The sequence below is a fragment of the Ruegeria sp. BK1 genome (assembly GCF_056535645.1).
Window position 1 is genome coordinate 1,137,846 of record NZ_JBQFIS010000001.1, and the last position, 24,042, is coordinate 1,161,887.

Below are 24,042 nucleotides of genomic sequence, written 5' to 3' on the forward strand. Positions count from 1 at the left end.
CGCGATTTGTGATAGGCTTACGCCATGAAGATCACACCAGATATCCCGACCCCCAACGGTATTCTCGAGGCTGCGATCTATGTCGATGATCTGGACGCCGCTGAACGGTTCTATGGTGAGATTCTGGAGTTAGAAAAAATCCAGCGCATTGCCGACCGGCATGTATTCTATCGCGTCGGCGCTTCGGTTCTGCTGGTGTTCAACGCGGACGAGACCGAGAAACCGCCCCAGAACCCAGACTTGCCCGTGCCGCCGCACGGCGCGCGTGGACCGGGCCATGTGTGCCTGTCCATGCCGCGCGCGCAGATCGAAGCGATGCGCAAACATCTGCTGGACTGGAACGTGCCAATTGATGCGGAGTTCGACTGGCCCAACGGCGCGCGTTCGATCTATGTGCGCGACCCGGCAGGTAATTCGGTGGAGTTCGCAGAACCCCACCTGTGGGGCTGACCTTAGCTCAGTGGCTGTTTCTCACCACCCACAATCCGGCACACGCTGTTCGAGATCACGCCAACCTCGGCCAGAGCGGCCCGAAACGCAGCCATATGCGTAGTGGCGAAATGCGCCTCTAGCGCGGCTTGGCTTTCCCAGTCTTCGTAGACACGAAACAGGTTGGGATGCCCCAGAATCAGGCTGAATTCATAAACGATACAACCTATTTCCTGCACCGTTTCCGACACCATTTCCTGCGCTGCTTTCGCAGCCTTTTCAACACCTTCTGGCGCGACCTCAACCACTCCTGTGACCACCAGCATTGCCAATCCTTTCTGGTTTAAACTCGTTCAGACCCAAATAGGGGTTCAAAGGCTCAGCTTGTCGCGCATGAAGGCCAGTGCCACGCTCAGGCCATCGGGGGCGATCCCGTGGCCGGTGCCCTTCATGACATGGGCGTAGACCTCTTTGAAATCAGCGGCTTGCAGAGCTTCGGCGGCTTCGGGCAGAGACTGAGGCGGAACCACGTCATCAGCGTCACCATGCACCAGCAGGACCGGCATCCGACTGACGGTTTCATCGGGCAGAAGATCTGGCTCCAGCAACCGGCCCGAGAAGGCCACGATCCCGGCGACCGGATCCTCGCGACGCGGGGCGACATACAGGCTCATCATCGTGCCCTGTGAAAACCCGAATAGAACCACCTGTTCAGGTAAAACGTCCTCGTCGACCATCAGCGCGTCAAGGAAGGCGTTGAAATCTTCGACCGCCATCTCCATGCCACGGCGCGCCTCTTCTTCGGAGGAGCCATCGATCCACGGGATCGGGAACCATTGAAATCCGTTGGGCATACCGGGGATTTGCTCGGGCGCGTCGGGCGCCACGAACAGCGTGTCCGGCAGGTGTTCACCAAGCGGATCGGCCAGACCCAGCAGGTCAGCCCCGTTAGCGCCATAGCCATGCACAAACACCACGACCGAGCGTGTGTCGCCCGAAACCGGCTCTTTTCGGAGCGCATTCAATACTCTAGTCATCTGATCCCTTCTCGTTCCTTGGCCACCCGGTAATAGGCCCACAGCACCCGCGCCGCAACCGAGCGCCAGGGCGACCACGCCTCGGCCATCTGTCGCAGTTCTTTGTCGGTCGGTCGCTTGGGCAAATCGTAGAGAATACGCGCGGCCTCTTGCAGCGCCAGGTCGCCGGGTGCAATCACATCGGCTCGGCCCAGCGAGAACATGGCATAAATCTCGGCTGTCCAGACCCCGATGCCGGGAACCTCGGTTAAAATAGCGACAACATCCGCATCAGGAAGGTCGCGTAATGCCTTGTAATCAATACGCGCCTCGGCCAGCGCGCGAGCATAACGGATTTTCTGACGGCTCAACCCAACGCCGCGCAGGTCATCTTCCGTAGCCCACATGATCTTGCGCGGGCCGGTCAGTTTCGCCTCCTGCAAGCGCTTCCAGATCGCATTCGCCGAGGCCACACTGACCTGCTGGCTGACAATCGCGCTAAGCAGCTGCGCGAACCCATCAGGCTTGCGACGCAGGGGCAACGGCCCCACCTGCTCCATTGCGTAAGCCATGCGCGGGCAGGCATCGCCCAGCCACTCGGCCCCTTCCCGCACACAGTCATTGGTTTCGATGATACGTCCGACGGACATGCGGGCCTCAGGCTGTTTGATTGCGCACACGTTAGGCTGCTTTGCCGCATATGCAACCCGCTTGTACAAGGCGGTTTTCGCGGCTACCCATAGGCGCATGACGATGACCGCCACCGCCCCCAATGACAGTCAAGCCAAACGTAACGTGGCAGTGCTGGTCGCAGCCCAAGCCATGCTGGGTGCGCAGATGCCAATGGTATTCATCGTCGGCGGGCTGGCCGGTCAATCGCTGGCGACCAATGCCTGTTTGGCAACGTTGCCAATCTCACTGATCGTTCTGGGCTCGATGCTAGCGGCGACACCGATTTCGGGCATCATGCAACGCTGGGGACGGCGGACCGGGTTTTTGGTGGGCGCCACGGCGGGCGCGTGTGGCGGGCTGGTTGGGGCCTATGGCCTCTACCTCGGGTCGTTTCCGGTGTTCTTGCTGGGCAGTCTGTTGACCGGTGTCTACATGAGCGCGCACGGGTTCTATCGCTTTGCTGCTGCCGATACCGCGTCCGAGGCATTCCGGCCCAAGGCGATTTCATATGTCATGGCTGGCGGCCTTGCGGCCGCCATTATTGGCCCACAGATCGTCAAACTGACTTCGACTGCCTATGTGATTCCGTTCCTTGGCACCTATCTGGCGATCATCGCGCTGAACATCATCGGATCGGCCCTGTTCTTCTTTCTGGATATTCCAACGCCACCGAAAGCAGAAGAAGGCGCATCTACAGGTCGTACGCGCCTTGAGATGCTGAAAACCCCGCGCATCGCCGTGGCCATCATTTGCGCAATGGTGTCCTATGCGCTGATGAACCTAGTGATGACCTCGACCCCGCTGGCTGTTGTGGGATGCGGCTTCTCGGCCAATGATGCGGCGGATGTGGTGACCGGCCATGTGTTGGCCATGTATATCCCCAGTTTCTTTACCGGTCAGTTGATCGCGCGCTTCGGGGTGGAAAAAATCGTCGCCCTTGGCCTTGCCATTCTGGCAGGCGCCGGTGTCGTCGCGCTGCAAGGTGTTGAGCTAGAAAACTTTTTCATTGCCCTGATCCTGCTGGGCATTGGTTGGAACTTTGGCTTTATTGGCGCTACCACGATGCTAGCCGCCTCGCATGACGTAAGCGAGCGCGGGCGGATGCAGGGCCTCAACGACTTGTTGGTGTTCGGAGGCGTGACACTGGCCTCATTGTCCTCGGGCGGGTTGATGAACTGTTCGGGCGGATCCCCGGTTGAAGGGTGGACAGCCGTGAACCTTGCCATGATCCCACTGCTGACACTGGCCGGAGGCGCGCTGCTGTGGCTCGTCCTGCGCCCGGCCGAGCCGGAAACGGCCTGAAACCTACCAGCGTCCTCGGGCAACATTCCACATCAGTGACGCCCGCCTACGAATTTCGCCTTGCGCCAACGCACCGGCCGCAGCGCGCTCGGGCTCTGCAATCGCTTTGCGCAACACCCAATCGGTCTGCCAACCTACATGCATCGCAGGGCATGCCTCGGGCGAAACACGCGATCTGTTCGCTCGTGCGGATTCTAAACGCTCCAACGCCGATCCCGCCAGCGCCTGCACCCCTGCAGGTGTCCCGTCCAACAATGGGATACGACCGCGTGCTTCAAGTTCTGGGATCGCCCGCAACCAGTTGGCAACGCCTACAGCATAACCAAAATCGCGCAGCAATTGCTCGTCGGCTTCACCCAAGGCTTGCGCCGAAGCGACCATCAGCGACCCTGCGCTTTGATACAGATAATTATCGAAATGCGCCTGATCCTCGAACGGGTCGCGGTAGATATCCCAGCGCCTTACAGCCACATATTCATCCAATGCGACAGCCAGATGTGGTGATAGAACGCGGGACAAGGGTGTGACGACCTCATGCCTGCGCACCGTGTTGCCTTCGGCAATCTCCTGCAACGCATCCCGCCACCATTGCAGACGCATCTCGGCAATCATGGTTTCCTGCGTGACCCAGGGCGCGCGCGCGACCTCGACATTCAGTGCATAGATCGGGAACAGAACAACCCGTGCGGCAACCGGAGCAGCCATCGCCGCCATGAACCGATCCGGATCGGCGCGATGCACCAGAGCCGCGCAGGCTTTTACGTCATCGTCAAAGGCAACGCTCACTCGGCCACCGCAGTCTGTCTTTCGCAATCACGCACCAGCTTCCACTGGATCGCATCCAGCAGCGCCTCGAACGAGGCATCGACTATGTTCGCGCTGACGCCAACGGTGGACCAGCGCCGCCCCTGCCCGTCTTCGCTGTCGATGATGACGCGGGTGACAGCCTCGGTCCCGCCTTGGGTGATACGCACCTTGAAATCCACCAGCCGCATATCGGACAGCACCTGCGAATATTGCCCCAGATCTTTCGCCAGCGCCTTGGCAAGCGCGTTCACCGGGCCTCGGTCGCTGCCATCCTCATCCAGAGACTCGCTGACCGACAGCTTCTTTTCGCCGTCGACCTTCACCACGACCACAGCCTCCGACAGGCTAACCATCTTGTTATACTTGTTCTTGCGCCGCTCGACCGTGACCTTATAGCGCTTGACCTCGAAGAACTCTGGCAGTTGACCCAGCTCATCCCGCGCCAGCAATTCAAAACTGGCCTGCGCGGTGTCATAGGAATAGCCCTCGGCCTCGCGCTGCTTAATCCTGTCAAGGATACGCCCCAGCGCCGGGTCGGCTTTTTCCACCGACAGCCCCGCCTCGGTCAGACGCTTGCGCAGGTTCGACTGGCCCGCCTGGTTCGACATCGGGATGATCCGCGCATTGCCGACCGCACCGGGGTCGATATGCTCATAGGTCGAGGGATCCTTGAGGATCGCACTGGCGTGCAACCCCGCCTTGTGGGCAAAGGCCGAGGCCCCCACATAGGCCGACTGCTTGCTGGGCACCCGGTTCAGGATATCGTCCAACATCCGGCTGATCCGCGTCAGCCCAGCCAGCGCCTGCGTGCTGACGCCGATGTCAAACTGCGAGGCATAGGGTTCTTTCAGCAACAAGGTCGGGATCAGAGCAGTCAGGTTCGCATTCCCACACCGTTCACCCAGCCCGTTCAGCGTGCCTTGTATCTGCCGCGCGCCTGCGTCGACAGCGGCCAGTGAACAGGCCACCGCGTTTTCGGTATCGTTATGCGTATGAATGCCCAACCGATCGCCAGGCAGCCCTGCGGCAATCACCTCAGACACGATGCGCGACACCTCGGCGGGCAGCGCACCGCCATTGGTATCGCACAGAACAACCCAGCGCGCGCCTGCGTCCAGCGCCGCCCGGCAGACTTCGACCGCATAGGCGGGATTGTCCTTGTAGCCGTCAAAGAAATGCTCGGCGTCAAACAGCGCCTCGCGCCCCTGCGCCACGATATGCGCGACCGAGGCGCGGACATTCTCAACATTCTCCTCCAGCGTGGTCCCCAACGCGTGGGTCACGTGGTAATCATGCGATTTTCCCACGAGACAGACGGCCTGCGTCCCCGCGTTCATAACAGCGGCCAAAACATCGTCATTTTCAGCCGAACGCCCCGACCGTTTGGTCATACCAAAGGCCGTCAACCGGGCCGAGGTCTTTGGTGCAACCTCGAAAAACGCGCTGTCGGTGGGGTTTGCACCAGGCCAGCCGCCCTCGATATAGTCCACACCCAGCTCATCCAGAGCCTTGGCGATCTGCACCTTTTCAGCGGTCGAGAACTGCACTCCTTGGGTCTGCTGCCCGTCGCGCAGCGTGGTGTCGTATAGATAAAGCCGTTCCTTCGACATTACACGCCCTCCAGCTTGGCAGCGTCAAACCCGGCCCCCTGCACAAGCTCCACACCGTCCTTGCTCATCCTCACTTCCAGCCCTGCCGCGACATAGGCCGCCTTCAGCCGGTCCACTTCCGAGAAGTCCTTGCTTTGCATCGCCTCGGCGCGCGCCTCGGCCAGACGCGCGGTATGACCCGAAAGATCCGCTGATCCCGTATCAGCCCAAGCACCCATTTCAGGCTCCAACACCCCCAGAACCTGCGCACTGGCCAACAGGCCCGCTGCGTCACCCTCTGCCGCCAGTCGGTGGAGTTCCGCGACAGCCCCCGCCGTGTTCAGGTCATCACTCAGCGCGGCGATCACCGAGGGGGCCGCGCTGGCGGCGGGCTCGATGCCCGCTGTCAGCGCCCGCCACTTGCGCAGCGTCGCCTCGGCCTCGCGGGCCTTCTTCTCGGTCCAATCCATCGGCTTGCGGTAATGCGTTTGCAGGAACACAAACCGGATCACTTCACCCGGAACACCTTGGTCCAACAGGTCATGCACGGTGAAAAAATTACCCAGAGACTTGGACATCTTCTTACCCTCGACCTGCAACATCTCATTGTGCAGCCAGACCCGCGCGAACTCACCCTCGGGATGGGCACAGCAGCTTTGCGCGATCTCGTTCTCATGATGCGGGAACATAAGATCATTGCCGCCGCCGTGAATGTCGAAACTCTCACCCAACAGCTCATAGCTCATGGCCGAGCATTCGATATGCCACCCCGGACGCCCGCGTCCCCACGGGCTGTCCCAGCCCGGAAGCTCATCGCTCGACGGTTTCCACAGCACAAAATCCATCGGGTTCTTCTTGTAGGGCGCAACCTCGACCCGTGCCCCTGCAATCATGTCATCAACCGACCGCCCAGAAAGCGCGCCATAACGCTCTTTCCAGCTGTCTACGGCGAACAGCACATGCCCCTCTGCAGCATAGGCGTGGCCTTTGTCGATCAGCCCTTCAATCATCGCAATCATCTGAGGAATGTACTGTGTCGCGCGCGGCATCTGGTTCGGTTCCAGCGCACCCAACGCCCCCATATCGTGCAGGTACCACTCAATCGTCTCGTCCGAGCGTTCCTGCACCAATTGCTCCAATGTGCCCGGCGCGCCAGCTTTCTGACGCGCCAAGGCGGTCGCGTTGATCTTGTCATCCACGTCGGTAAAGTTACGCACATAATTCACGTGATCCGCCCCATAGGTGTGACGCAGTAACCGGTACAGCACGTCAAACACCACCACGGGCCGCGCATTGCCCAGATGGGCGCGGTCATAGACCGTCGGGCCACAGACATACATCCGCACATTATCAGCACTGATCGGCACGAAATCCTCTTTCGTCCGCGTCCGTGTGTTGTGCAGTTTGATCGTGGTCATCGGTCAGCTCCTAAGAACAGCGTGGCGTCTCGCGTTAGCGCGGGCTTAGCAACTTGTCTCAGGGATGAAAACGAAAGAAACCGGCCCGCGTGATAAATCAGCAGGAAATGCAGCAAATAATGATGCAGATCATCGGGTTCATAGGATGTGACTATCACGCGCGCGCCACCACGCCAAGCCCCTGATTTCCGGCTCTGATCCGATTGACAATCGCAAGTCTCTCTGGCCCAACTCGCGTAAGACCCAGACGGAGACCGGCCATGAAACTGTCGCAGCGGATCACGCAGCTTACGGAAGGCGGCAGCGACGGGTGGGGTGTGTTCTATCGCGCCCGCCGGATGATAAGTGAGGGGCAAGCGGTTACCGAACTGACCATAGGTGAACATGACATTCGCACCGATCCGTCGATCTTGGCCGAGATGGAACTGTCTGCACGCCAAGGCCATACGGGCTACGCCATGGTGCCCGGCACCGAACTGCTGCGAGAGACGGTGGCCGCCCGCATTCAGACCCGCACCGGTGTCAATACAACCCGAGACAATATTCTGATCACGCCCGGAGGTCAGTCGGCCCTGTTCGCCGCGCATGTAGCCGTCTGTGACCCCGGTGATGTGGGCCTGTATCTCGACCCTTACTATGCCACCTATCCCGGCACGATCCGAGGGGCCGGAGCGGTTGCGCGTGTGGTTCAAACGACGGCAGAAGACGCGTTCCAACCACGGGCAGACAGGATCGACGCGGCGTCGGAGGGCGCTGTCTCACTTCTGATCAACTCGCCCAACAATCCCACTGGCGTCGTTTATTCGCTCCAAACTTTGGAAGCCGTTGCGGAAGTCTGCCGCAGGCGCGACCTTTGGCTGATCTCGGACGAGGTCTATGACACCCAAGTGTGGGACGGCACGCATATCTCGCCCCGTGCACTGCCAGATATGCTCGCTCGCACGCTGGTAATCGGTTCGATGTCGAAATCCCACGCCATGACCGGATCTCGGTGCGGGTGGGTTGCCGGACCTCCGGATGTGATCGAACACATGATCAATCTGGCCACGCACACAACATATGGCGTTCCTGGTTTCATTCAGGACGCTGCGGTTTTCGCGTTGAACGCGGGCCCCGAGCTTGAGAACCGCATCGCCGCCCCTTTCCGCAGACGTCGCAAGCTGGCAATGGATATTCTGGCCGCGCAAAACACGGTCGGGTTGATTCCAGCCCAGGGCGCGATGTATCTGGTGCTGGACATTCGCCCCACCGGCCTGAATGGCGAGGGATTTGCCAATGCCCTGCTGGATACACACGCGATTGCCGTCATGCCGGGCGAAAGTTTCGGCCAAGCCGCCGCAGGACATATCCGCGTTGCCATGACCATAGACGACGATCGTTTTGCCGCCGCTTTGCGGACCATATGCTGCTTTGCAGCGGAGCTGAGTTCAGGGCGATAGTTGAATCAGAACCGGAACGCGGTGCGCAGGTTGAACACGTTGGAATCCAGCCCTCCTTCGGATTGGGTGGCATCGTCAAATTCCTGCCGCAACGCCTCACCACTGATGACGAACCGATCGTTGATCGGGTAAGCAACTCCAATGCCATAAACCGCAGCGGTGTCATCATCCGCCGAGGTCTCGGCCCGCGCAGCGCCAACCACGACATATCCCAATGCGGAGCCGAAATCGTACCCTCCGCGCAGCTTCAGCCGGGTCGTGCTGTCCAGACTGCCTTCATTTTGGCTTAACCCAAGGGACAGTCGGTTATATTCAAGCTCTCCGCCCAGAACGAAATTGCCGAAATCGAAATCATATCCGACATGCGGGCCAAAGCTGGTATCGCTTCCGCTTGACCCGTTGGGCCCATCCGCATCCGCATAGCCAAAGCTGAAACCAGCATAGGCACCGCTCCAATCCTCAGCCGCAGCGGGGGCTGCGAGGGCCACCAAAATGGAGGCTAGGAATGCGCGGAACAGTTTCATCGCCTTGCGAAGGCCTTTCATAAAAAAATTTGAGTATTCTTCAGAGACTGGCACAGAACTGTATGCAAATGGTTAAAATTCAATTGAGATCACGAAAAGCTGTTAAACAAGTGACCGAAGTATAACAGATTTCCCGCAAAATGGGGTCTTTTCTTTACTTTACGTCACCTAAGCGATCTGACGACACGGATTGTTTCGCTTTTGACCCATCAGGTCGCAAACAGAACAGATTGCGACGTTTCGGATTGAAAGACTGAACGTCACGAAGCGAGGATCCGCATGCAAAGCGATGTTTGGAAAATCCGGTTGATCAGCCGTACAATCGGGGCGGATCGCGGTCGCGCGGCGCGGGGGCGTCCATTCGGGCGCTAATTGACGCAACCCTGTACGCTTTTCATCTATCGGATCCTGAAATGAACGACCAATCCCGTACATCCTCGCGCAGCGGCGGACGCGCCGCGCGCCGTGCTGCCCGCGCCACGGCCCTACCCGATCACCTGCGCCCAGTGCGCCCCGGCCTTGAGGGCGGTACGTATAAACCTCTGACCGCTCAACAGGTTGAGCAAATACACCAAGCCGCGCTGACAGCGCTGGAAACCATCGGACTTGCCGATGCACCGCAAAGCGGAATCGACTATCTGGTGGGCGCTGGCTGTACCTTGGGCGAGGACGGACGCATCCGGTTTCCGCGCGCACTGGTCGAGGATACGATCGCCAAGGCGAACCGCTCGGTAACCCTGCACAGCCGCGATGGGCAAACTGATCTGGAGCTGTCTGGTACCCGCGTCCACTATGGCACCGCAGGCGCCGCTGTCAGCATGGTCGATGTGGAGGGGCGAGAGTACCGCGATTCGACCGTGCAAGACCTGCACGACGCCGCACGCATCTGCCAGCAACTGGACAATATCCATTTTGTTCAACGCCCTATGGTGTGTCGTGACATCACCGACAATCTGGAAATGGATCTGAACACGGTCTATGCCGCTTGCTCCGGCACCTTCAAACATATCGGCACCTCGTTCACCGAACCTAGCCATGTAGCCCCCGCAGTGGAAATGCTGCACATGATTGCTGGCGGCGAGGACAAATGGCGTGAGCGGCCTTTCGTGTCGAATTCGAACTGTTTCGTAGTGCCTCCGATGAAATTCGCCACCGAAAGCTGCGAAGTGATGGAGGAATGTATCAAAGCTGGAATGCCGGTTCTGCTGCTCTCGGCCGGAATGGCGGGGGCGACCGCACCGTCGACTATCGCGGGAGCAATCGCTCAGGCGACGGCGGAATGTCTTGCAGGGTTGGTTTACGTAAATGCCGTAAGCCCTGGGGCCCCTGCGGTTTTTGGAACATGGCCATTTGGCTTGGACCTGCGCACAGGCGCGATGTCCATCGGGTCGGGCGAACAAGCGCTGCTGACCGCAGGCTGCGCCCAGATGCATCATTTCTACGATCTGCCGGGCGGTGCCGCCGCTGGTGCGTCAGATTCAAAATTGCCCGACATGCAGGCCGGATGGGAGCAGATGTGCTCGAACGTTATGGCCGGCCTGTCCGGGGTGAACATGGTCTATGAGGCCGCTGGTATGCACGCCTCTCTTCTTGGATTTTGCTTTGAAAGCCTTATCTTGGGGGACGATCTTATCGGTCAAGCGCAGCGCTGCGTGCGGGGGATCGAGGTTACGGACGAGACCCTTGCCCTTGATCAGATGGCCGAGGTCTGCATGGGCGGCCCCGGTCACTATCTGGGCACCGAAGCAACGCTCAGCCGGATGCAAGCCGATTACGTGTATCCGACCTATGGCGACCGAACGTCACCCAAAGAATGGGCCGAATTGGACAAGCCTGACCTGATCGCCAAGGCCACGGCCCGGAAAGAGGAAATCCTGTCCGCACCGTCACCCGCACGGTTCGATCCCATGCTGGACGCGGCGATTCGCGAGAAATTTAACATTCATTTGCCAACGTAAGTATTTGAAAAAAAGGGGGCCGAGGCCCCCTTTAAGTTTCGCCATCCAGGCTCATCTCGTTGACCGCCCGGTGTTTTTTTGCCTGCGGCCTGGACTGCGCATGGGACGAGCGCACCCGTCCCGTGAGAGAGTGGGAAAGAGCAATATTCCGCCCCACCCTGTTCCCGACCGACACGGGCATGTCGGCCGAGTGGAAAAAGGCATCGTAGGTAAGTCTCGGCGCCTTCTTCCGTTTTCGTCGGGACCGGGCATTCGGGGGAAAGCCCAGGTCCCTACACCCCGCCTGACGAGGCGTTTGCCTTAGCTACACCCGCTGGTCGCACCGCAGGTGTTGCATTTCATGCAGGTGCCGTTGCGCACCAGCGTGTAATTTCCACATTCACCACAGGGATCGCCCTCGTACCCTTGCATCTTGGCTTTTGTGCGGGCGTCCATACCGGTCGCCACTGCGGTTTCAGCAGGGGCTTCGAACACGGCGGCAGGTTCCGCCATTCCGGTTGCATCCGCTTGCGGCGTGAACATGGCCAAATCCTGCGGCAACCGCTTGCGCAGATACCCGGTCGAGCTGATTTGCTTCAATACTTCCAATGACTTGGAGGCCGCTGTTTCACTGATTTCCGAGACGTTCGAGACGCCCTCTTCCTCGCCCCGACCGATATCGTCGAAGGTCGCGCCTTCGGGCTTCACATGGGCCAGATCAGTGCGGTCCAGATAGCTGACGGCCAGCTCGCGGAAGATGTAGTCCAAGATCGACGTCGCGTTCTTGATCGAGTCGTTGCCCTGCACCATCCCCGCCGGTTCGAACTTGGTGAAGGTGAAGGCGTCCACGAACTCTTCCAGCGGCACGCCGTATTGCAGGCCGACCGAGACCGCGATGGCAAAGTTGTTCATCATCGCGCGGAAGCCAGCGCCTTCCTTGTGCATGTCGATGAAGATCTCACCCAACGAGCCATCCGAATACTCACCCGTCCGCAGATAGACCTTATGGCCGCCAACGATGGCTTTCTGAGTATAACCCTTCCGACGCTCGGGCATCTTTTCGCGGTGAGACCGGACGATTTCCTTGACGACGACCTTCTCGATGACCTTCTCGGCCAGCACGGCAGCTTTTTCGGCCGGTGTGCCGCTTTCCAGAACCTCGGCGGCCTCATCATCATCCTCAACCAATGCAGCGGCCAGAGGCTGAGACAGTTTCGAGCCGTCGCGGTACAGCGCGTTCGCCTTCACACCCAGCGACCACGACAACTCATATGCCTTCTGGCAGTCTTCGATGGTCGCGTCGTTCGGCATGTTGATCGTCTTGGAAATCGCGCCCGAGATAAAGCTCTGCGCCGCCGCCATCATGGTGATGTGGCTGTCAACCCCAAGGAAACGCTTACCTTTCTTGCCGCACGGGTTGGCGCAATCGAAGATGGAATAGTGTTCCTCTTTCAGGTGCGGCGCGCCTTCCAGTGTCATGGTTCCGCAGACGTGATCATTCGCCGCTTCGATATCTGCGCGGGTGAAACCCAGGTGACGCAGCAGGTCGAAGGTCGGGTCATTCAGTTTGGTGGCCGGGATGCCCAGAACGCCGGTGCAGAAATCCTCGCCCAGCGTCCACTGGTTGAAGACAAACCGGATGTCGAAGGCGCTTTCTAGCGCAGCATCCACTTTCGCCAGTTCGTTCGGACCGAAGCCGTGGCCGGTCAAAGAGGTGTGATTGATCCCCGGCGCGTTCCCGATGGTGCCGTGGCCGACCGCGTAGCCCACGATCTCTTCAATCTGAGACGAGGAATAGCCCAGCTTCTCCAGCGCCGAAGGCACCGAACGGTTGATGATCTTGAAGTAACCACCACCGGCCAGCTTCTTGAACTTGACCAGCGCAAAGTCCGGCTCAATCCCGGTGGTGTCGCAATCCATCACCAGACCGATGGTGCCGGTGGGGGCGATCACAGTGGCCTGCGCGTTGCGATAACCGTTCTTTTCACCCAGACTCAGCGCCTCATCCCAAGCGGACATGGCCAGATCGATCAAACGCTTGTTCGGGCAGTTGCCGTGGTCCAGAGGCACCGGCTTTACCGCCAGCTTCTCATAGCCCTCGGTCACACCTTGCGCAGCACGGCGGTGGTTCCGGATGACACGCAGCATATGATCGGCGTTCCGCTCATAGCCTTTGAACGCACCCAGCTCACCGGCAATTTCGGCAGAGGTCGCATAGGCCACACCTGTCATGATCGCGGTCAACGCGCCACAGATTGCCCGCCCCTCATCCGAGTCGTAGCTGTAGCCCATGTTCATCAGCAGACCGCCGATATTTGCATAGCCCAGACCCAAGGTGCGGAAGTCATAAGACAGTTGCGCGATTTCCTTCGACGGGAACTGCGCCATAGTCACCGAGATTTCCAGCGTCAGCGTCCACAGGCGTGAGGCGTGCATGTAATCCGCCGCCTGGAACTCACCATCCTTGAGGAAGGTCAGCAGGTTCATCGACGCCAGGTTACAGGCCGTGTCATCTAGGAACATGTATTCCGAGCACGGGTTCGAGCCGCGGATCTCACCGTCTTCTGGGCACGTGTGCCATTCATTGACCGTGTCGTGGAATTGAATGCCCGGATCGGCGCAGGCCCATGCCGCATGTCCAACCTTTTCCCACAGATCGCGGGCCTTTACGGTCTTTGCGACCTTACCATCTGTCCGGTTGATCAGCTCCCAATCGGCGTCCTTCTCAACGGCGGTCAGGAACGCGTTGGTCACCCGGATCGAGTTGTTTGAGTTCTGGCCCGAGACGGAGCTGTAGGCTTCTGAATCCCAGTCCGTATCATAGGTCGGGAATTCGATGCTGTCATGACCCTGCTTGGCATAATCCAGCACGCGCTTGATGTAAGTCTCGGGGATCGCGACCTTTTTGGCCTCGCGCACAGCCGTTTTCAGGCCGTCATTCTTGTTCGGATCATAAGCATCATCAGCGGCACCGTCCCAGCTGCGGATGGCCTCGAAAATGCCGTTCAGCATCTTCTCGTGCATCTTCGATCCGGCAACGATCGAGGCCACCTTCTGCTCTTCGATCACCTTCCATTCGATGAATTGCTCGATATCGGGGTGATCTGCATCGACGATTACCATCTTTGCTGCTCGACGGGTTGTTCCGCCTGATTTGATCGCGCCAGCGGCGCGGTCGCCGATCTTGAGAAAGCCCATCAGGCCCGAAGACTTGCCGCCACCCGACAGCGCTTCGCCCTCAGCCCGCAGATGGCTGAAGTTTGTCCCGGTGCCCGAGCCGTATTTGAACAGGCGCGCCTCGCGCACCCACAGATCCATGATGCCGCCTTCGTTCACCAAATCATCATCGACGGACTGGATGAAGCACGCATGCGGCTGCGGATGCTCATAGGCAGATTTCGACTTGGTCAGCTTGCCGGTTTTATAGTCGACATAGTGGTGCCCCTGCGCCGGGCCATCGATTCCGTAGGCCCAATGCAAGCCAGTGTTGAACCACTGCGGCGAGTTCGGCGCGGCACGCTGGGTGGCCAGCATGTAGCGCATCTCGTCAAAATAGGCGCGCGCGTCTTCCTCGGTTGAGAAATAGCCGCCCTTCCACCCCCAATAGGCCCATGCACCCGCCAGTCGGTCGAACACCTGTTTGGACGAAGTCTCACCTTCGAATTCCGCGCCATCCGCAGGGACCGAACGCCACAGGAATTCAGGTACATCCTTTTCCTTGACCTTCTTCAGCTTGGACGGAACACCAGCCTTGCGGAAATACTTCTGGGCGATGACATCACTTGCCACCTGGCTCCAGCTGGAGGGCACTTCGATATCATCCAGACGGAAAACAATCGTACCATCAGGGTTACGGATTTCTGACGTTGCCGAAACAAAGTCCAGCTCCGCATAAGCGTCTTGTCCTGATTTGGTGAATTTTCTGTCAATCTTCATGTCCGCCGCCCTAGATTCAATCACTTGTCCTTGTCGCCTCAAGTTCGAGAAAGCGAACCTTTGGCCGTGCCAGAAAATTGGACGCAAGGAACCGGTCGCTGCCAATGGCAACGAAATTCCGTTTCAACGGTTGCACGTCTCTATGTTGTGCTTTCCGACCCTCGCCCTATGCCGCGCTCCGGATTTCCTACCAGATTTAGTGGCATCATATTCGGCCCATACAATCTGGCGTATTCGGCCATAGATCGTCAACGTCATTTTTCCGTCATTTTTGGAATCTTTTATATTGACCCAAGATCTCTCAAATGGCGCTGAACGGGGTGGGCCGATTCCTCCACAGGTTCATCCACGGGTTCAAATGGACCGGCGCAAAATTCTGCAGAACAATTAACCGTGATTTCCGGCACAGTTATCGGCATTTGATAAACCGAAGTTAAGATATCTAAACTCGAATAGAATCATCCCTGCGTTTGTTCGGCGCGAAAACAGCTTCGCCGACCAACGCAGCACGAAGTAAAGGTACGAGCAGAGATGTCGAAGATTGGAATCCTTCCCCTGATGGGTCTGATCGTGGCCTGCACACCACAAGATGTGCCCCCTCCATCCCGCAGCGCGCAGTTTGAAACCTATCCCACGCGGCTGTTCGATACGTTCGAAGTCGGCTGTGATGGCCCTGGAGAAGATTTCAGGCGTATCGGGAATCGCCTGTTCGAATGCACCGAGTTGCTGCCCCCCGAAACGACGGCCTTTCTGATTCTCAACTATGATGGTTACCCGCAGGATCTGCCCAAAAGCGTGATGCGCCTAACATCGACCAAAAACTCCGGCGGATACCGCGTCGACGCTGAACTCTATTTCAACGTACCGCGCCAGAATGCGCCCGACATTCAGGTGCCCGTCGAAAGCGAACAATTGGACAAGGCCCTTACCGCGCTTTATCGCGCGATGGGCGGTGCTCCAGCTTGAAAGGAAGTGGTCGGGGCGGCAGGATTCGAACCTACGACCCCCTGTACCCAAAACAGGTGCGCTACCAGACTGCGCCACGCCCCGGACCGTGCGCCTTCCTAACGGGGCCGTTCTGATTTGAAAAGCCCTAACAGGGCCAAATTGCAGGGCCTTGCGAAAAAACTTCATGCTGCATCTGCGTGCCCGGTTCAATCAGGTAACGCCGCGCCAGCCCTGCGTTGACCTCCAACACGGCATAGACCGAATCGCCGCCCTCAATCAGCGATAAATCGCCGGGGATGGCATCACTATGCACATTCACGACCTCACCTGCGCGATTCACAAAAATCATATCCAGGGGAATCAGTGTGTTCTTCATCCAGAACGCGACCCGCTGCGGCGGATCGAAGATAAACAGCATCCCTGCCCGTTGCGGCATGGATTCCCGAAACATCAGACCGCGCGCACGTTCCTGCGGTGTCACGGCAAGTTCGATATCGAAGCTGATCTGAGACTTTTCATTTTTTAGGTTCACGCGATCCGCGCTACAGGCCGCAAAGGCCGTTCCGGTCCATACAGATAGTATCGTCGCAGCAACCGAAAGAACCCTGATCATCATGCTCTAGCTATCAAGCGCGGCTTCCCAGGCCAGAACCTGCGCGGCCATACGTCCACGTTTGCCATCGATCACCCGCATCGCCAAAGCCTCGCCCGGCTGCAAATCGGCCAAACCAGACCGGCGCAAAACCTCAATATGAAGAAACACGTCTTCGTCCCGACCGAACACATTGGCGAATCCAAAACCCTTGCCCTTGTCGAACCATTTCACGCGCGCAGCCTCCAATGGGGCTTCGGCTATCGCCACAGGGTCCAGCTCGGCGAAATCGGCAAGCATCATCGAGTCGGCGCGCGCCGGAGGATCTACGCTGATCACCTCAACCGCTTGAACACCGCGATCGGTGCGGTGCGTCATGATCTCAATGCCGGCACCATCCGCGACCGAGCTTTGGCCAAAATTCCGCAAGACATTTACATGCAACAGAATATCCGGGCCACCCTCATCGGACACAACGAAGCCATACCCCTTGGCAGGGTCGAACCATTTCACGTGTCCACGTACGCGGTACATGTTGTTCAGGTCGTCTGGCACAGTGTTCCTATCGCGCGTTTTAATAATTCGTTAAGGTTTTGATGTGTATGGGATTGCCCCACGATTTCAAGCTGAAAAAACCCTTTAAACTCCGAGTGTTGCATTTCGCGGCACGTGAATGTCATGGATTCAGCCTCTGTATCTGCCACTCAGTATCTGCGTTTTCACGCCGCCACTGGAACCGATCATGCAAACGGAAGGCTCCGTCAGCCCAGAATTCGATCTCTGTCGGCTCCAACCGGTATCCACCCCAAAACGGTGGACGCGGTGGATTCGGCCCCAGCTTTGCGGTCACCTTTGCAACCTCGGCCATCAGAGCCGTCCGGCTGCTGAGCGGCTGTGACTGTTTCGACGCCCATGCACCCAACCGGCTTTTTAGGGATCGGGACGCATAATATTCATCCGCTTGTGGTCCGTTTTCCCGAGTTATTGTACCACGAACTCGGATTTGACGCCGCAAAGATTTCCAATGCATCACAAAAGCAGCTTTCCCGGCACTGTCCAACTCGGCCGCCTTGGTACTTTCGTAATTCGTGTAGAACACAAAGGCCTGAGCCTCGATCTCTTTCAGCAGGACCATCCGCACGTTTGGCATACCAGTCGCGTCCACGGTTGCCAGGGCAATCGCGTTCGGATCGTTCGGTTCACTGTCCCTGCCGTCGTCCAGCCACCGCGCCGCTATTTCAAACGGATCGGTACCGGCGAAAATGCCGTCTCGTTCGCTCATTTCCATCCCCTGGAAACTCTTAATGTTCACCCTAGGGCGAGAACCCGCCACGGGCAAGAGCACACGGCCTTGATGCAAGCCATCCAATGGCATAAACCATCCCAACATAATGCGAAGGACAGGCGGAGAACCGAACATGTCAAATCAGTTGATGGCCGGCAAGCGCGGCCTCATCATGGGACTGGCGAATGACAAATCAATCGCATGGGGGATTGCCCGCGCATTGTCTGACGCAGGGGCCGAACTTGCATTCTCTTATCAAGGCGATGCGCTGAAAAAGCGGGTTGACCCGCTGGCCGCTCAATTGGGCAGTGAAATCGTCTTGCCCTGCGACGTCAGCGACGAAGAGTCGATTGACGAACTATTCAACTCGCTTTCGAAGAAATGGGGACATTTGGATTTTGTCGTCCACGCCATCGGCTTTTCCGACAAAAACGAGTTGCGCGGCCGCTATGTTGATACTTCGCGCGCCAATTTCAAACTGACCATGGATGTCTCGGTCTATTCCTTCACCGCCGTAATGCAGCGGGCCGAGAAGATGATGACCAATGGCGGCAGCGCGGTCACGCTGACCTACTACGGCGCAGAACAAGTCATGCCCCACTACAACGTCATGGGTGTGGCCAAGGCGGCGCTTGAGGCCTCGGTTAAATATCTGGCCGAGGATCTGGGCAAAGACGGCATCCGTGTGAACGCGATCTCGGCTGGCCCGATCAAGACGCTGGCAGCCAGCGGGATCGGTGATTTCCGCTATATCATGAAATGGAATGAATATAACTCGCCCCTGCGCCGCAACGTGACCATTGATGACGTCGGCAACTCAGCGCTCTATCTGCTGTCTGACCTCAGCGGAGGCGTAACCGGTGAGAATCTGCACGTGGATTCAGGTTATCACATCGTCGGCATGAAGGCCGTTGACGCACCAGACGTTGAAAAAGGTTAATATCCATGAGCGCCAAAGACCGCCTGCCCCACGAAAAAGGCTTTCACATCAGTTGGGATCAGATTCACCGCGACTCGCGCGCTCTGGCCTGGCGTCTGGACGGGCAAGGCCCCGAAGATGGTGCCTGGCGCGCCGTTGTCGCCATCACGCGCGGCGGCATGGCCCCGGCGATGATTGTCAGCCGTGAGTTGGACATCCGCACCGTCGACACGATCAGCGTCCGCTCTTACCACCATCAGGAACAAGGCGAAGCCGAAGTTCTGAAGGCCCCGGACGCCGGCCTGATGGGCGACGGCACCGGCGTACTGATCATCGATGACCTAGTCGACAGCGGCAAAACCCTGGAACTGGTCCGGGACATGTACCCCAAGGCGCATTTTGCCACTGTCTATGCCAAACCCAAAGGCCGCCCGATGGTTGATACTTTCATCACCGAAGTCAGCCAGGACACATGGATATTCTTCCCATGGGATATGGCCCTGCAATATGTCGAACCCTACCGGGGCACCGACTGATCCTTCTTCTGTTCAAAAATACCTCGGAGCGCGAGGCAGAGCCTCGCAAAAAATGATCCGCCATGCCCCAAACCCGTACCCGCGCCACCTTCCCCCCTCCGGTGATGGAGGCGCGCCGCTGGCTTGAGGGCGTGGACTTCACTCAAGACCGTCCTTTGATCAACGTCAGCCAGGCTGCCCCGGTCGATCCACCGCCGCTTGCCTTGCGTCAGGCCATGGCCGAGTTTGCCATCAGTGAAGACAGCGCGCATCTCTACGGCCCCGTGCTGGGAAACCCCGAACTCCGGGCCGAACTCGCCCAACAAATCGGCACCCATTACGGCGCGGACCTTTCGTCAGATCAGGTCGCCATCACTTCGGGTTGCAATCAGGCTTTCGCCGCCACCCTTTCAGCCATCACCGATGAGGGGGATGAGGTCATTCTGCCAACCCCATGGTACTTCAACCATAAAATGTGGCTGGATATGGCAGGGGTACGCAGCATCGCGTTGCATACCGGGGACGATTTGCTCCCCGACCCCGAGGCTGCGCGCGCGCTGATCACTGATAAAACACGTGCGATTGCTCTGGTAACACCGAACAATCCGGGTGGCGTCGAATACCCGGCGGAACTGGTCCGCGCCTTTTATGATCTGGCGCAAGAGGCCGGAATTCGCTTGCTGGTCGATGAAACCTACCGTGATTTCGACAGCCGCAGTGGCCCGCCTCACGATTTGTTCCAACAACCCGGTTGGGACGAGACGCTGGTGCATCTCTATTCCTTTTCGAAAGCCTACCGCCTGACAGGCCATAGGGTCGGCGCAATCGCGACCAGCCCAAACCTTCTGGCCGAGATCGAAAAATTCCTCGACACCGTCGCCATCTGCCCCGGTCAGATGGGTCAATTCGCCGCCCTTTGGGGAATGCAGAACCTGTCGCAATGGGTCGCCGGAGAACGGGATGAGATTCTCGACAGACGCGCCGCCATTCAGGACATGTTGCCCGATCTTGCCGAAAAGGGGTGGAAACTTCTGGGGCTAGGCGCTTATTTCGCCTATTTCGAACACCCTTTCGACTTGCCCTCAGACGAGTTGGCCAAACGCATGGTGGCCGAAACCGGCATCCTGCTTTTGCCCGGCACCATGTTCATGCCGCAGGACGATCCAGCCGGCAAGCGGCAGGTCCGCATCGCCTTTGCCAATCTAGACCGCAAAGGCTTGCGCCAATTGTTCGATCGGCTGACCGACGCCACCTTCTAAGCTTGCCCCCCGCCGGTCCGCGTCGTATTCAAGGCCGCAACCGACAGGGCAGCAATCTGCCACAAAACCACAAATGAGGGCACCATGGCCGCAGGCATGAAAAACCTTTCAAAGACCTTTGTCTGGATCCTGATGGGTCTTTTGATGCTGGGCCTTGCCGGGTTCGGGGCCACAAGCCTGACCGGAACCGCGCGCAGTGTCGCGCAGGTAGGCAACGAAGATATCTCGATCAACGATTATGTGCGTGAGCTTCAACGCGAAATCCGCGCCGTCGAAAGTCAGACCGGGCAACCGATGCAAATCTCGCAGGCGCATGAGTTCGGGCTGGACCAGCTTGCCCTCTCGCGCCTGACCGCGCTTGCCGCGCTGGATAATGAGGTCGGTCTGCTGGGCCTTTCGATCGGGGATGAGAACCTGCAGAAGGAAATTCTGGCCATCCCGGCCTTTCAGGGGGTGGATGGAAGTTTCGACCGCGACTCGTATGAGTTTCAGCTTGATCAGGTTGGCCTGACCGACAGCGAATTCGAATCCGATCTGCGCAAGGAATCTGCACGCACCATCGTGCAGGGCGCGATCATGGGCGGCGTCGAGATGCCCCAAACCCTGACAGATGTCATGACCAATTTCGTCGGCGCGCGACGCAGCTTTACTGTTGCGACCGTCAGCGCGGACGCCCTGTCTGAGCCAATCGGGCAGCCCACCGATGCGCAGGTTCAAACTTTTTACGACGGCAATGCCGACCTTTTCACTCTGCCCCGCACCAAGCGGCTGACCTATGCAATACTGTCGCCCGACATGCTGCTGGACAGCGTTGAGGTGGATGAGGACGCGGTGCGCCGCCTCTATGATCAGCGCTCGGAGGAATTCCAACAGCCCGCGCGCCGCTTAGTCGAGCGTCTGCCATTTTCGGACGAGGCTGCTGCCGAGACTGCCATGGCGCAAATCGCTGTCGGCGGCACAACGTTCGAAACTCTGGTGCGCGACCGCGATCTTGAACTCAGCGATGTCGATCTGGGTGACGTGACCCGGGACGATCTTGGCGACGCGGCCGACGGCGTATTTGCCGCCGAACTGGACGATGTTGTTGGCCCCCTTCCGTCGCCTCTGGGCCCGGCACTGTTCCGCATCAACGGCACGCTAGCGGAAAACATCATTGCGTTCGAAGACGCCGCTCCAATTTTGCGTGAAGAACTGGCCGCTGACCGTGCCCGCCGCCAGATCGAGGCGCAAGCCGAAGACATCAACGACCTGCTGGCGGGTGGTGCCACCTTGGAAGAGCTGGTGGGCGAGACTGAGATGGAACTGGGCCAGATCGACTGGACTCGCCAAAGCGAAGATGGCGTGGCCGCTTATGACGGGTTCCGCGTTGCCGCACAGGACGTGAACGAAGGCGATTTCCCCGAAGTTGCGTTCCTTGAGGACGGCTCAATCTTTGCCCTGCGACTGGACGAAGTTCTGCCCCGCCGCCCGGAACCCCTGGACAGCGCCCGGGAGCGCGTGATTGCCGCATGGGTGCAGGCCGAGACGGACAAGGCGCTGGAAGAGCAGGCCAAAACCGTTCTTGCACAGCTTGAGAGCAATGGCGATTTCACTGAAACTGGCCTGCCCTTCCGCGTGGAAAACGCCCTGACCCGGACCGCTTTTCTGGATGACGTTCCCGCAACTTTCATGTCGGACGTGTTTGACATGGAACTGGAAGAGCTGCGCGTGATCCCTGGCACTGGTACTGCCTTTGTTGTGCGGCTCGAAGAGCTTTTGCCGCCTGATGAGACAGACGAATTGCGTCAGGCACGCGAAGCCCTTGCGGCGCAGTTGAACCAAGCTCTGGCTCAGAATATTTTCGACGCCTATGTCCGTGACGCGCAGGTTCGCGCCCGTCCCGTCGTGGATCAACAGGCCCTGAACGCTGTCCAAGCGAGCTACTAAGAGACCCCAATGGCCCTGACTCCTGAATACGACAACTTCGCCCGCGCCTATGAGGCAGGCGAGAACCAGGTCGTTTACACCCGATTGGCCGCTGATCTGGATACGCCGGTGTCGCTGATGCTCAAGCTGACGGGCGCGCAGAAAGACGCGTTCATGCTGGAATCAGTGACAGGCGGCGAGGTGCGCGGCCGGTACTCGATCATCGGAATGAAGCCCGATCTGATCTGGCGTTGCCGGGGGGAAGCGTCCGAACTGAACCGTTCCGCCCGCTTCGACCACGAAGCTTTCGATCCGCAAACCGGCAATCCCATGGACAACCTGCGGGCATTGCTGGCCGAAAGCCGGATCGACCTGCCCGATGATCTGCCGCAGGCCGCTGCCGGGCTGTTTGGATATCTGGGCTATGACATGGTGCGGCTGGTGGAATACCTGCCCAATGTGAACCCTGATCCGCTTGGGCTGCCTGATGCGGTGATGCTGCGCCCGTCAGTCGTAGCTGTGCTGGACGGCGTCAAGGGCGAGGTTACGGTTGTTTCGCCCGCCTGGGTCAGCGAAGGGCAATCGGCCAAAGCGGCCTATGCGCAGGCCGCCGAGCGTGTCATGGACGCCGTGCGGGATCTGGAACGCGCCATGCCTGCTGAATCGCGCGATCTTGGCGATGCATCGGAAGTCGCGACTCCGCAGTCGAACTTCACCAAGTCCGGCTACATGGAAGCGGTTGAAAAAGCCAAGGAATACATCCGTGCGGGCGATATCTTTCAGGTCGTCCCGGCGCAGCGCTGGACGCAAGATTTCCCTCAGCCGCCCTTTGCGCTCTATCGTTCGTTGCGTCGGACCAACCCTTCGCCCTTCATGTTCTATTTCAACTTCGGCGGATTTCAGGTCGTTGGCGCCAGCCCAGAAATTCTGGTGCGCGTCTTCGGCAATGAGGTCACGATCCGTCCCATCGCTGGCACCCGCCCGCGGGGTGCGACGCCCGAAGAGGACAAGGCAAATGAGGTCGACTTGCTGGCCGACAAGAAAGAACTGGCCGAGCATCTGATGCTGCTGGATCTGGGCCGCAACGATACGGGGCGCGTGTCCAAGATTGGCACTGTCCGCCCGACTGAAGAGTTCATCATCGAACGCTACAGCCACGTGATGCACATCGTCTCGAACGTGGTCGGAGAGCTGGCCGACGACAAAGACGCGCTGGACGCCTTCTTTGCCGGTATGCCCGCCGGGACCGTCTCAGGCGCACCGAAAGTGCGGGCGATGGAGATCATTGATGAGCTGGAACCCGAAAAGCGCGGTATCTATGGCGGCGGTGTCGGCTATTTCAGCGCGGGGGGCGACATGGATATGTGTATCGCCCTGCGCACAGCCATCGTGAAGGATCAAAAGCTTTACATCCAAGCCGGGGGCGGTGTGGTCTATGACAGCGACCCTGAGGCCGAGTTCATGGAAACAGTCCATAAATCCAACGCCATCCGCCGCGCTGCTGAGGATGCGGCGCGCTTCACCGGTTCGGGCAATAGCTGAAAATAGGC

General features: G+C 58.9%; 21 protein-coding genes and 1 tRNA gene. 10 read left to right on the forward strand and 12 right to left on the reverse strand.

The features are described 5' to 3' along the window. Positions 1-24: 24 nt before the first annotated feature. The gene (locus ACR3E7_RS05650) at positions 25-450 is read left to right on the forward strand and encodes a VOC family protein (RefSeq protein WP_170774181.1); all 426 of its coding nucleotides are present in this window, start codon (positions 25-27) and stop codon (positions 448-450) included. A 2-nt stretch (positions 451-452) separates the two neighbouring features. Here ACR3E7_RS05650 and ACR3E7_RS05655 read toward each other — a convergent pair whose 3' ends face one another. From ACR3E7_RS05655 to ACR3E7_RS05665, 3 genes are read right to left on the reverse strand one after another with little or no spacing between them, the layout of a single operon-like run. Further along, complete coding sequence (locus ACR3E7_RS05655) at positions 453-755, reverse strand: putative quinol monooxygenase (protein ID WP_480502405.1); 303 nt, start codon at positions 753-755, stop codon at positions 453-455. Positions 756-800: 45 nt separating this feature from the next. Continuing rightward, complete coding sequence (locus ACR3E7_RS05660; RefSeq protein WP_170788629.1) at positions 801-1,466, reverse strand: alpha/beta hydrolase; 666 nt, start codon at positions 1,464-1,466, stop codon at positions 801-803. After that, positions 1,463-2,095: a DNA-3-methyladenine glycosylase family protein gene (locus tag ACR3E7_RS05665; RefSeq protein WP_480502406.1), complete on the reverse strand. Its 633-nt coding sequence runs from the start codon at positions 2,093-2,095 to the stop codon at positions 1,463-1,465. The genes ACR3E7_RS05660 and ACR3E7_RS05665 overlap by 4 nt, the downstream gene beginning before the upstream one ends. 97 nt (positions 2,096-2,192) lie before the next feature. Here ACR3E7_RS05665 and ACR3E7_RS05670 point away from each other — a divergent pair, with 97 nt between their 5' ends. After that, positions 2,193-3,419: an MFS transporter gene (locus tag ACR3E7_RS05670; RefSeq protein ID WP_480502407.1), complete on the forward strand. Its 1,227-nt coding sequence runs from the start codon at positions 2,193-2,195 to the stop codon at positions 3,417-3,419. Between the two features lie 3 nt (positions 3,420-3,422). On the opposite strand, the gene ACR3E7_RS05675 is transcribed toward ACR3E7_RS05670, so the two are convergent. The 3 genes from ACR3E7_RS05675 to cysS are packed head-to-tail and all read right to left on the reverse strand — an operon-like array spanning position 3,423 to position 7,233. Beyond that, positions 3,423-4,205, reverse strand: coding sequence for a squalene/phytoene synthase family protein (locus ACR3E7_RS05675; RefSeq protein ID WP_480502408.1), 783 nt, complete (start codon positions 4,203-4,205; stop codon positions 3,423-3,425). Beyond that, a complete protein-coding gene (cimA, locus tag ACR3E7_RS05680) occupies positions 4,202-5,836 on the reverse strand; it encodes a citramalate synthase (protein ID WP_480502409.1) in 1,635 nt (544 codons plus the stop codon). The genes ACR3E7_RS05675 and cimA overlap by 4 nt, the downstream gene beginning before the upstream one ends. Further along, positions 5,836-7,233 (reverse strand): cysteine--tRNA ligase, encoded by a 1,398-nt coding sequence (gene cysS / locus ACR3E7_RS05685; RefSeq protein ID WP_480502410.1) that lies wholly within the window; start codon positions 7,231-7,233, stop codon positions 5,836-5,838. Before cysS ends, cimA begins: the two co-directional genes overlap by 1 nt. 260 nt (positions 7,234-7,493) lie before the next feature. Here cysS and ACR3E7_RS05690 point away from each other — a divergent pair, with 260 nt between their 5' ends. Further along, entirely contained in the window at positions 7,494-8,672 is a 1,179-nt protein-coding gene (locus ACR3E7_RS05690) for a pyridoxal phosphate-dependent aminotransferase (RefSeq protein WP_480502411.1), read from the forward strand. Between the two features lie 5 nt (positions 8,673-8,677). Here the strand turns inward: ACR3E7_RS05690 and ACR3E7_RS05695 are convergent, their stop codons facing one another. Beyond that, a complete protein-coding gene (locus tag ACR3E7_RS05695) occupies positions 8,678-9,217 on the reverse strand; it encodes an outer membrane protein (RefSeq protein ID WP_480502412.1) in 540 nt (179 codons plus the stop codon). A gap of 392 nt (positions 9,218-9,609) precedes the next feature. On the opposite strand from ACR3E7_RS05695, the gene ACR3E7_RS05700 reads away from it, so the two are divergent. Beyond that, entirely contained in the window at positions 9,610-11,154 is a 1,545-nt protein-coding gene (locus ACR3E7_RS05700) for a trimethylamine methyltransferase family protein (RefSeq protein WP_480502413.1), read from the forward strand. Between the two features lie 300 nt (positions 11,155-11,454). On the opposite strand, the gene ACR3E7_RS05705 is transcribed toward ACR3E7_RS05700, so the two are convergent. Further along, positions 11,455-15,069 carry a vitamin B12-dependent ribonucleotide reductase gene (locus ACR3E7_RS05705; RefSeq protein ID WP_480502414.1) on the reverse strand — a complete coding sequence of 1,205 codons (3,615 nt, stop codon included), beginning with the start codon at positions 15,067-15,069 and terminating at the stop codon, positions 11,455-11,457. Between the two features lie 531 nt (positions 15,070-15,600). Between ACR3E7_RS05705 and ACR3E7_RS05710 the strand changes: the two genes are divergently transcribed. Beyond that, positions 15,601-16,035 (forward strand): hypothetical protein, encoded by a 435-nt coding sequence (locus ACR3E7_RS05710; RefSeq protein WP_480502415.1) that lies wholly within the window; start codon positions 15,601-15,603, stop codon positions 16,033-16,035. Between the two features lie 7 nt (positions 16,036-16,042). On the opposite strand, the gene ACR3E7_RS05715 is transcribed toward ACR3E7_RS05710, so the two are convergent. From ACR3E7_RS05715 to pdxH, 4 genes are all read right to left on the reverse strand, one after another. Then, positions 16,043-16,119 (reverse strand) — tRNA-Pro (locus tag ACR3E7_RS05715). 43 nt (positions 16,120-16,162) lie between these two features. Then, positions 16,163-16,630: a DUF192 domain-containing protein gene (locus tag ACR3E7_RS05720; RefSeq protein WP_170782453.1), complete on the reverse strand. Its 468-nt coding sequence runs from the start codon at positions 16,628-16,630 to the stop codon at positions 16,163-16,165. 6 nt (positions 16,631-16,636) lie between these two features. Continuing rightward, positions 16,637-17,143, reverse strand: coding sequence for a cold-shock protein (locus tag ACR3E7_RS05725; RefSeq protein WP_214647936.1), 507 nt, complete (start codon positions 17,141-17,143; stop codon positions 16,637-16,639). A gap of 142 nt (positions 17,144-17,285) precedes the next feature. After that, complete coding sequence (gene pdxH, locus ACR3E7_RS05730; protein ID WP_480502416.1) at positions 17,286-17,891, reverse strand: pyridoxamine 5'-phosphate oxidase; 606 nt, start codon at positions 17,889-17,891, stop codon at positions 17,286-17,288. Positions 17,892-18,027: 136 nt separating this feature from the next. On the opposite strand from pdxH, the gene fabI reads away from it, so the two are divergent. From fabI to trpE, 5 genes are all read left to right on the forward strand, one after another. Continuing rightward, positions 18,028-18,834, forward strand: coding sequence for an enoyl-ACP reductase FabI (gene fabI, locus ACR3E7_RS05735; RefSeq protein WP_170788638.1), 807 nt, complete (start codon positions 18,028-18,030; stop codon positions 18,832-18,834). A 5-nt stretch (positions 18,835-18,839) separates the two neighbouring features. Further along, on the forward strand, positions 18,840-19,349 hold the full coding sequence (gpt, locus tag ACR3E7_RS05740; RefSeq protein ID WP_170774211.1) for a xanthine phosphoribosyltransferase: 510 nt from the start codon (positions 18,840-18,842) through the stop codon (positions 19,347-19,349). 62 nt (positions 19,350-19,411) lie between these two features. Next, positions 19,412-20,587 (forward strand): aminotransferase, encoded by a 1,176-nt coding sequence (locus tag ACR3E7_RS05745; RefSeq protein WP_480502417.1) that lies wholly within the window; start codon positions 19,412-19,414, stop codon positions 20,585-20,587. Between the two features lie 84 nt (positions 20,588-20,671). Further along, the gene (locus ACR3E7_RS05750) at positions 20,672-22,513 is read left to right on the forward strand and encodes a peptidyl-prolyl cis-trans isomerase (RefSeq protein WP_480502418.1); all 1,842 of its coding nucleotides are present in this window, start codon (positions 20,672-20,674) and stop codon (positions 22,511-22,513) included. A 9-nt stretch (positions 22,514-22,522) separates the two neighbouring features. After that, complete coding sequence (gene trpE, locus ACR3E7_RS05755; protein ID WP_480502419.1) at positions 22,523-24,034, forward strand: anthranilate synthase component I; 1,512 nt, start codon at positions 22,523-22,525, stop codon at positions 24,032-24,034. The last annotated feature ends 8 nt before the right edge of the window (positions 24,035-24,042 follow it).

Excerpts from the sequence above, each read along its gene's own strand:
- cysS (WP_480502410.1), bottom strand. The coding sequence starts at position 7,233 with ATGACCACGATCAAACTGCACAACACACGGACGCGGACGAAAGAGGAT.
- ACR3E7_RS05750 (WP_480502418.1), top strand. The coding sequence starts at position 20,672 with ATGGCCGCAGGCATGAAAAACCTTTCAAAGACCTTTGTCTGGATCCTG.
- ACR3E7_RS05710 (WP_480502415.1), top strand. The coding sequence starts at position 15,601 with ATGTCGAAGATTGGAATCCTTCCCCTGATGGGTCTGATCGTGGCCTGC.
- ACR3E7_RS05720 (WP_170782453.1), bottom strand. The coding sequence starts at position 16,630 with ATGATCAGGGTTCTTTCGGTTGCTGCGACGATACTATCTGTATGGACC.
- ACR3E7_RS05650 (WP_170774181.1), top strand. The coding sequence starts at position 25 with ATGAAGATCACACCAGATATCCCGACCCCCAACGGTATTCTCGAGGCT.
- ACR3E7_RS05655 (WP_480502405.1), bottom strand. The coding sequence starts at position 755 with ATGCTGGTGGTCACAGGAGTGGTTGAGGTCGCGCCAGAAGGTGTTGAA.
- pdxH (WP_480502416.1), bottom strand. The coding sequence starts at position 17,891 with ATGAGCGAACGAGACGGCATTTTCGCCGGTACCGATCCGTTTGAAATA.
- ACR3E7_RS05695 (WP_480502412.1), bottom strand. The coding sequence starts at position 9,217 with ATGAAAGGCCTTCGCAAGGCGATGAAACTGTTCCGCGCATTCCTAGCC.
- ACR3E7_RS05665 (WP_480502406.1), bottom strand. The coding sequence starts at position 2,095 with ATGTCCGTCGGACGTATCATCGAAACCAATGACTGTGTGCGGGAAGGG.
- fabI (WP_170788638.1), top strand. The coding sequence starts at position 18,028 with ATGTCAAATCAGTTGATGGCCGGCAAGCGCGGCCTCATCATGGGACTG.
- ACR3E7_RS05705 (WP_480502414.1), bottom strand. The coding sequence starts at position 15,069 with ATGAAGATTGACAGAAAATTCACCAAATCAGGACAAGACGCTTATGCG.
- trpE (WP_480502419.1), top strand. The coding sequence starts at position 22,523 with ATGGCCCTGACTCCTGAATACGACAACTTCGCCCGCGCCTATGAGGCA.
- ACR3E7_RS05725 (WP_214647936.1), bottom strand. The coding sequence starts at position 17,143 with ATGTACCGCGTACGTGGACACGTGAAATGGTTCGACCCTGCCAAGGGG.
- gpt (WP_170774211.1), top strand. The coding sequence starts at position 18,840 with ATGAGCGCCAAAGACCGCCTGCCCCACGAAAAAGGCTTTCACATCAGT.
- ACR3E7_RS05660 (WP_170788629.1), bottom strand. The coding sequence starts at position 1,466 with ATGACTAGAGTATTGAATGCGCTCCGAAAAGAGCCGGTTTCGGGCGAC.
- ACR3E7_RS05700 (WP_480502413.1), top strand. The coding sequence starts at position 9,610 with ATGAACGACCAATCCCGTACATCCTCGCGCAGCGGCGGACGCGCCGCG.
- ACR3E7_RS05745 (WP_480502417.1), top strand. The coding sequence starts at position 19,412 with ATGCCCCAAACCCGTACCCGCGCCACCTTCCCCCCTCCGGTGATGGAG.
- cimA (WP_480502409.1), bottom strand. The coding sequence starts at position 5,836 with ATGTCGAAGGAACGGCTTTATCTATACGACACCACGCTGCGCGACGGG.
- ACR3E7_RS05670 (WP_480502407.1), top strand. The coding sequence starts at position 2,193 with ATGACGATGACCGCCACCGCCCCCAATGACAGTCAAGCCAAACGTAAC.
- ACR3E7_RS05690 (WP_480502411.1), top strand. The coding sequence starts at position 7,494 with ATGAAACTGTCGCAGCGGATCACGCAGCTTACGGAAGGCGGCAGCGAC.